This window comes from Bartonella gabonensis (genome assembly GCF_903679515.1).
In the GTDB taxonomy this organism is placed as follows: Bacteria; Pseudomonadota; Alphaproteobacteria; order Rhizobiales; family Rhizobiaceae; genus Bartonella; species Bartonella gabonensis.
Window position 1 is genome coordinate 1 of record NZ_CAHOYM010000052.1, and the last position, 7,736, is coordinate 7,736.

Consider the following 7,736-nt stretch of genomic DNA (forward strand, 5'->3'; position numbering starts at 1 on the left):
GATAAAGCGCAAACCTTCCAGAACAATAACCTCTTTGCTTCTTTAGAAAATTCACATCCTTTGGAAAAATAAAGAGAACAGAAATAAAGAAAAACAATCCCTCAAATAACTAAATGAAAAAAAGCTGTACAAATCTGTACAGCTTTTTTATGCTTGCTTGAGAGGAATAAATTTTAAAGCTCCCAAAAATCCTTACGGCTTCTGTAACCATAATAACCACAAACACTCGAAATAATCGCACCTATCAGAAAGCGGAGAGAGGTGTGCCCAATTTTAGAGCTTAAGAAGCCCCTCCGTTGAGCATTCTTTTGTAAAAATGATGGCGGCATATTTTGCTTATATTGTGGAGTCGCCTTTTTTACTTACAAGTTTGGGTTTGCCAACAATCTATATCAGTTATAGCTATATTGGTGTTTCACTTCCCTATATTTTTATATTTTGGGAAATTTTACAGCGCGATGGCTTTTAAAGCGAGAGATTATGGAAAAAACTGTAGGGCGTGGATATATTATTTTTGTGATAAGAGGCGGGCTCTTCGCTCTGAAAATGTATGAAGGGTGGGGTAGAGGTCTCTGCATATTGGTGTTTTTCAACCAAACAAATACTTTATGATCTTATCCATTGCAAATATTATAGTCTTTCAACAAAGCATTTCATAAATTTGCGCTTTTTTCTTTACGCGATAAGGAGAGTGTGAGGCAAAACAGTAAAAATACAGCGATAGAGAAGAGGAAGAATATGAGATATGTTTGGTTGAGGGAAAGAACTCCTTTTGTTAGCGAATGGAGCAAATAGCCAGCGCACACACCTCCCAAAGCACCACCTATTTGTTGTAATATACGTGTGATAACCGCTGTATCTTTGGGGTATAGGCGATCGACATATTGGATGGGGGCGGACAGACATACAATAGTGGCAATACCAAGCCCTACACCTCTTAGTAAGAATCCTAGCTCATCCATGCTTATCGTATAACCAAAGCATAATAAGCCAAAGCTTGAGATCAGCAAACCAATTCCTATCCTCCAAAAGCACTCGACAAACTCATGATGCCAAATGCGCTAGCAATAAGGCGTTCATCTATATTTGTCGCACCATAATCGAGGCGTATACGCATAATAATTTCGGCAAAAGTAAAAAGGACAATTGCTAAAAAGAAGCTAAAGTAAGAATGATCAAGAGCGTGGAAAATAAAAAATGAGAGCCCAAAAAATACAAAGGATAACACTATAGGCGTTTTGGAGTTTTCTCGACAAGACCATTTTGAGACAGGGATTTGGAAAAAAATAACAATAAGAGCATTGAGGAGAAAAATGTATGAGGGGGCACTTCTATTAAAAGTTTGGTCAGCAAACAGAGGGATCATGACTTCGAGTTGTGTGTAAAGAAAGAGAAATAAAAACGTAAAAAATGCTACACCAAGCATCGTCTTGTTGGTAAGTAGTTTTCGAAAATCAGAAAAATTTATTTTACTGCGTGTGCTGTTTTCTGGACTTTCTTTTAATGTGCAGTTGAGAAGAAATAATAAAATAAAGATGAAGCCAACCAAGCTAAATAATAGGTGAGGCTGAACTTTTAAAATGAGCATGCCAAGTAATGGACCAATGGCGGTTCCTATGTTGGCAAAAACTGATCTGATGGCTAAAATGTCAACTTTGTCAGCTTGAAAGACGTTTTTTACTAAAAAAGATTTTGCAGCAGGAAAGTATATACTGCTTCCTAGTCCAATAACGATGCAGGAGAGGAGTAAGAGATAAAAATTATGCGTAAAACCAATGATGATATAGCCTGGAATCCGCATCGCTAAACCTAAAAGCATGGTTTTTTTGATATGTACATAATCGGAAAGTATTCCTCCTAAAAGGGAGCCTGCTCTTTGGCACCAAAAAGCTGTTCCAATAATAGTCCCCACCTCTATTGCACTGAGAGAATTCAATTTGTTGAGGTAGATCGCCAAAAAAGGAACGACCATAAAGGCTCCAACATTGCTCAAAAGAGTGGTGATGAGAATTAGGTGCACACTTGCCTTGAAACTGAGAATTTTCCGTAAAATTTCATTTTTAATCGCACTATTGATTTTATTTGTTTTAAAGGATGCTCTTCATAGCGTTGTTCTTAGAGTTATACCAGTGGTAAAAAATGCCAATCCTGGTTGGCTCATGAGGGTTGAGAATTTTTTGTTCCTGTAAGCGGTAAGGCGAGAGGTATTTATTTGTGCACTGTATATTTTAAGTGCATATGCTTAAATATTCCGGTTGTCTTAACAGTAAAAACTATTTGATCTGTTTATTTTTTGTGTAGCAATTCTTTTCTTTGTTAAAGCATTTACGCTCTTTTGTTTTTGTGGGGGGCATTAAAAAACTTGGGAGATATTTTAAAAGATTGGCAGAGTGTTTTACCAATTTGTCCCCTTTGTTTATCGCAGATTTCTTTTCATAACCGCAAAGCTATAGTCTGTTATGATAAATTCCCTATATGCAAGGTTATTATGAGAGAAGAGAGGGGGCAGGGATTGTTTTAATTTACGCTTTTATACCCTGTCATTCTAGATTTTTTGTCTCAAGGCAGAGGGGTGTTGGGCGTTCTGTACATTCCTTAAGGAAAGATGATCAGATTTACTTTAAATTCTTAGTTTTTTAAATTTTCTTTTCAAAAGGTTTGGTATTTTTTAGCGTATGCGTTGATATTTGCCGGTATGGCGTTGTAAAAATCCTCTCTCAACCAGAGTGCGTCGTAATCTGGCAAAATCTATCGTAAAGAGGTTGCATATCTTGGAGATTTCCGTTTCGCTATAGATTTTTTCCCTTTGAAAGGCTTGAACAATTTTTTCCAGCATCTCTTCTGTTTCTAAATGGCGGTCGCTTAAATTTTCTCTCTTCCGCTTGAAATCCTGCTGTTGTGTTTTGAATAAGACCAAGATTCAAAAAACGATTGATCGCTTTGTGAATGGTTTTTGCATCACAATTGACAGTTTTTAGGATTTCAGAAAGATTTTTCGCACCAAGGATAATGGCGGCATAAACAGTGCGCAGTGTTGGTGAGGTCATGGCAGAGATCAGTGAATTGGTTTGGCTGCATTTGTGAAGTGTTTCTTGTCCCATAGGCAAAAGATCATTGCGAATGGGCAGCTCATTGATCTCTATCAGTCCTGCTTGGAGTGATTGTGTGCGTACAATTTGTTCTGAAGGGGTGCGTTTGCGAATAATCCCCAGACCACTTTAGCAATATTTGTGGTTTTTAGGGAGGGTTAAAGCCTCATAGGATCCATCAAGACGGTAGAGAATTTCTTCCCACAAAGGGGTTCTAACACTTTGCTCCCGTTGTGTTCCATCGAGAGCAATGGTTGTGGTCATGGTTGGTTCATGCAAACAGAGATAACCACCAGCGGTGATATGTTCCCAAAGTGTGGTAACAAATCGCACAGCATCTGCTGGTGTTCCAGCATAAAGTCAAGCAAAATCTATGGGTCCCCAAGATTTCAGTGTGTTTTCGTCGAGAGAGAAGAAATTTTTAAGGATGAATGTTACGGTATCTTTTTCAATACGCTCGTCTTGGAGCAGTTTTTGCGATGCTTCTTCAGCGGATTGACTTTCTGCTGAAGAAGCATCAATGGTGATCAATTGTGGTTGATAATTTTCAAGGACTCCTGAAGGGGCAAGCAAAGCTGTATGTTCTTCTCAAGTCGAGGATTCTAAAAGTTTTTATCTTGTTGCCATGCTTGTTTTGCTTTTTGCAGTGCTTTAGCAATCAAGCGCGTGCTATCCCCCGCACCGATTTCAAGAATTGTGCGCGGTCTTGCCATTTGAATGAGGGTGTAAAGAAGCGGGGCAGTGTTTTCTGTTCCCATACTAGGTCTTATGAGGGGTATCTTTTGATCCTTATTCTTTACCCAAGTGCAGCATTTCCGCTTTGACAAAAAATGTGGTTGTTTGTTCTATGGGATCTTGGTGCATGATGTTATCGTTTTTTTGCTTTAAAATATCAAATTGGGGCAATGGTTATTCGTTGCTCTACACGGAGTGGTTTATCAAAATCTCATGGGGTAGGAGGAGGTATGGGAGAGACAATGATGTGAGTGGTGATTGCCATGTTCTTTTTGTGCATGGTTTGTTTGAGACAAAAATGGCGAAGTCTGTTACGCATTATCCCATTCCTTTTTTTGCAGAGTGCTGTTTACGATAAGCTTAATATGCCTGTGATCATGGTGGCGATGCCGATGATAAAGAGTGTGTGTTGGGTATGGGTACTTTTACAAAACCTGCACTGATAAAACCAATGCATACGGCTGTGTGTATGATAAAGATATAGGCAGGCATTTGGCTGTTTCGCTGTTCTTTCCGGATAGCTTTCATCATAGAACTTGCCATCAGAGAATTTTGCACGCCGTTGGCACTCCCAAGAATAAAAAATGAGAATATCATGAGCCATGTGAAGTTTGTTAAAGAAAAGCAGAAAATTGCCAAACCAATGGTTGCAGCGCCAAAATGGTGAAAAAGGCTGGAAAAGCAGAGTGGCCCCACCACGAGGCCGAGACTTATCATGCTGCTGATTATGCCACAGATTTCTGCACTAAACTGTAGCTCGGTGCGGATGCGGACAATCGACAACACATTGAGAGCTGAGGTAAGGATGATGGTGATGATGAGGGGGGAAAGCGCATAGACAACATTTTTTTACGCAAAAGCCCTGTTAAGTCTAGCCCCTTTTTGGCCTGCTGTGCCATGTTTGTTGTTGGCACATGCATTTTTAAGCTTTTAAAACAGTATATCGTGATCAAGGCTGCACAGAGAACTATGATTGACAATGCAAAAAGCCCTTTTTGCCCGCTTGATAGACTATATAATATGCCCCCTAACAGTGGTCCGGCAATATAGCCAAGATTACGAACTGTTTGGATGATGCGATTGATGTGGTCTAATTGGTGATCGTTGTTTGCGAATTCAGGGATAGCAATAAGGATAGTAGACCAAAAGATTGAACCAGCACAGCCTAGTGCAAAAGAAAGGGCAATATAAAGCCAAAACTGGTTGGCGATTGCGGCTGTGGCTATAAAAAGTGCTTCAAACAATAAAACAACGGTGATCGTGTGCGCTGGCTGGAAGCGATGCAAAAGACGCGGAGCGATGGAGCCTGCATAAATCCCCCCTATAAGCCCTGCAAAAAGTAGCATGGAAATGGAGGCTGTACTTTTTGCTAAGTGTAAGGCAAATGTGACTTGAGCTGTTTCATCAGCAAAACTGCTTAAGCCCAAAACGAGAAAAAGCCCTATTTGGGCGAAAATCATGGATTTTTTCTTTGTCACAATGCCCCTCCCCAAGATATTAGAGCTAAAATTTCTTCTTTCGTATAACTTGTATGGTTTATCGTTTCATTTTGTTTTTTCTAGTTTTTTTTGCTGAAAGTGGAAAAAGGAAATTCTTGCAATAAGGGCTGTATTGAAAACGAGTGTAATATCTTTTTGCGATGATAAGGTATTCTTTCGTTTTTCAGGGGGAGCTTTATGAGAGGAGCAAGACAGTAAAGTTTCCTATAGGAGATGTAATGATAGAAAAGAGTTCATCAAAAAAATGCAAAAAAAAGCTGCACAAATCTGCACAGCTTTTTTGGGGTTTGTTTAAGAGGTGTAAGTTTTAAAGTTTTAAAAAGTCTTTACGGCTTCTATAACCATAATAACCACAAACACTGGAAATTACCGCTCCTATCAGACTGCCTAAAAAGCCCCACCATCCCATGTTAGAGGCGGTATTTGTGACTTTTGTGGCTGTGTTTTTGGCGCCCTTGATGGTATTTTTAAGATTGTCAGAGAGGGTTTCAGCCCGTTCTTCAAGCGCTTTTATCGCTTTTGTCGTTTTTTCTTCTGCCTTTTGATAGACATGCAGGGCACGGTTGGCTGCTGTTTGTGCATCTGCACGGGGCATGCCATCTTTTATGAGGGCATTGATGATATCGCTACGATCAAATTTTGCTGTCAGATCTTTTGCACGATCAGAAAGACGTTCTTCTAGATCTTTCAGAGTGGTGCGGTAATGAGATGGGTCTCGTTTAAATGCTGTGATTGCTTCCCCAATATCACTGAGCGCTGCCTGATAGGATTGTTTTAAACGTTCAGGATTGAGCGCAGGTATATCACTTTTGTTGAGAAGGGTGCGCAATTCATTGCCAAGTTGCTCAAAATTGATGTCATTATCGCTGTTTTTTGTCAAAAAATTTGTAAAATCCTCGCTGCTTAATTTTGCAAGCAAGGGGGAAATGTTTGTTTTAAAGCTATCCACAGTTTGTTGGATCATGGAACTGTTTTCTAGGGCAGCTTTTGCTCCTATTTTTGCTGTGCTTGAAACTACATGGATGGCTTGGAGGGTCATCAGCAGTGTTATAAGAGCCCAAGTGAGAAAGCCATGCAGGGTTCCTGAGGATTCAGCAAAACGACCAGCAACAAATCCTCCCAAAGCAAGACTTATCAACATAACGATAAGAGAGCCTATGCCAAAGGACAGGAAAGAGCCTCCAAAAGGGGTGGAGGAGGTGAAATCCATTTGGCCAAATCCTAAGGCTGCTATCAAAAAATAGAGGCAGATTGAGGTGGCAAGAGCTGTCACCAGTCCGGCAAAGATGGCTGACCATGAAATGGGTGTTTGGAAAAAAGGATATTCTGTCTCTAAGGATGTCTCCCCTAGAAAATTCGTATCGAAAGGTGTTTTTTCAGGAATGCGGGTTTCCATATTTTATCTCCTTGAATATGCTGGAGATAAAATGCTCGCTGCTCCATTATGTTCCAAAATTTATGGTCTATAATGGATAATTTAGTCATTAAAGGTGAATAAGAAAAACGTTTTAACGTTTATTATGAGAGAAAAAATGTTGAATATACAACTTTAAAGATCTCACTTATGATGCAAGAAAGGCGTGTTTCTTCCTAGACTGAATATTATCATCGCATCTCTCATGGGAGAGAATAACTGTGAAAAATTGAATGCTGTTGTTTATTGGCTTTTAGCTTATAAAGTGAGTGGAATATCTGCTCTCTTTTATTAAGGATATTACTGTTCTTATGTGTGGAATATTTTATAAAATAGAATGAGAAACTCAAGCGTATTTCAGGAAAAAAATAAATATTAACTTAGATCTTATAAGAGATCATGAATTAAGTTAAATAAATAAAGCGTGTTGACTTTTTATTCTATAATATTTGTCTAATAAAATTAGACGGTCATTTTTATTATGTTTGTCTTAAGTAAAAAGTTTTAGGAAATGAGTACAATATATTGGGTTGTTTGAGGGTTTGCTTAAGTGTTATTATATTCTATAGTCTGATAGAATTAAGCTCTTTACAATAATGATTTGTATTGATAGGTCTCCACGCTATTGTTGTGTTATATGCTGTGTTTATTACTATAGTGATTGGGGGAGAGACGTGAGAGATTATTTTTCTGCTTTGCATTTTATCGATCAACTTTGATGGATATTGCATAGAAAGTGGGATTGTTGCTATGGAGAGAGAGAGCTTTTTCTTATGATATCAATGAAAAAAGAAGCGGAAGACTACGGCAAAATGTGTGTAAAGGAAAGCTTCTTCAAGAGTTAATTTTTTGCATATGACGCATGGAGAATAAAGTTTTATTTATTAAAAATTAATAGAAATTTTCTTTTATAAGATAAAATAATAACACTTTTAATTATAATTATTTATCTGTATAAGAAAAAAATAATAATTATATTTGTTATTTTTAATTAAATAC

General features: G+C 38.3%; 8 protein-coding genes and 2 pseudogenes. 1 reads left to right on the forward strand and 9 read right to left on the reverse strand.

Annotated features, from left to right (window positions below; genetic code table 11):
* Nucleotides 1-322: 322 nt before the first annotated feature.
* Nucleotides 323-552 (forward strand): annotated as a pseudogene (locus HWX04_RS08730) (Bcr/CflA family drug resistance efflux transporter); the annotation flags it as partial.
* Between the two features lie 101 nt (nucleotides 553-653).
* Here HWX04_RS08730 and HWX04_RS07520 read toward each other — a convergent pair.
* The 9 genes and pseudogenes from HWX04_RS07520 to HWX04_RS07540 all read right to left on the reverse strand — a co-directional run bounded on the left by HWX04_RS07520 (nucleotide 654) and on the right by HWX04_RS07540 (nucleotide 6,719).
* Nucleotides 654-1,010 carry a hypothetical protein gene (locus tag HWX04_RS07520; RefSeq protein ID WP_246257582.1) on the reverse strand — a complete coding sequence of 119 codons (357 nt, stop codon included), beginning with the start codon at nucleotides 1,008-1,010 and terminating at the stop codon, nucleotides 654-656.
* Nucleotides 1,011-1,018: 8 nt separating this feature from the next.
* The gene (locus tag HWX04_RS07525) at nucleotides 1,019-1,972 is read right to left on the reverse strand and encodes an MFS transporter (protein WP_246257584.1); all 954 of its coding nucleotides are present in this window, start codon (nucleotides 1,970-1,972) and stop codon (nucleotides 1,019-1,021) included.
* A gap of 696 nt (nucleotides 1,973-2,668) precedes the next feature.
* Nucleotides 2,669-2,836: a DUF2087 domain-containing protein gene (locus HWX04_RS08735; protein WP_246257586.1), complete on the reverse strand. Its 168-nt coding sequence runs from the start codon at nucleotides 2,834-2,836 to the stop codon at nucleotides 2,669-2,671.
* Nucleotides 2,790-3,101 (reverse strand): hypothetical protein, encoded by a 312-nt coding sequence (locus HWX04_RS08740; protein WP_246257588.1) that lies wholly within the window; start codon nucleotides 3,099-3,101, stop codon nucleotides 2,790-2,792. The genes HWX04_RS08735 and HWX04_RS08740 overlap by 47 nt, the downstream gene beginning before the upstream one ends.
* Before the next feature lie 117 nt (nucleotides 3,102-3,218).
* Nucleotides 3,219-3,422, reverse strand: a complete 204-nt coding sequence (locus tag HWX04_RS08745; protein ID WP_246257590.1) for a hypothetical protein — start codon at nucleotides 3,420-3,422, stop codon at nucleotides 3,219-3,221.
* Nucleotides 3,423-3,449: 27 nt separating this feature from the next.
* Entirely contained in the window at nucleotides 3,450-3,662 is a 213-nt protein-coding gene (locus tag HWX04_RS08750) for a hypothetical protein (RefSeq protein ID WP_246257592.1), read from the reverse strand.
* A gap of 29 nt (nucleotides 3,663-3,691) precedes the next feature.
* Nucleotides 3,692-3,847: an O-methyltransferase gene (locus HWX04_RS08755; protein WP_246257595.1), complete on the reverse strand. Its 156-nt coding sequence runs from the start codon at nucleotides 3,845-3,847 to the stop codon at nucleotides 3,692-3,694.
* 288 nt (nucleotides 3,848-4,135) lie between these two features.
* A pseudogene (locus HWX04_RS07535) lies at nucleotides 4,136-5,302 on the reverse strand (MFS transporter).
* 328 nt (nucleotides 5,303-5,630) lie between these two features.
* Complete coding sequence (locus HWX04_RS07540) at nucleotides 5,631-6,719, reverse strand: DUF3792 domain-containing protein (protein WP_175869522.1); 1,089 nt, start codon at nucleotides 6,717-6,719, stop codon at nucleotides 5,631-5,633.
* Between the last annotated feature and the right edge of the window lie 1,017 nt (nucleotides 6,720-7,736).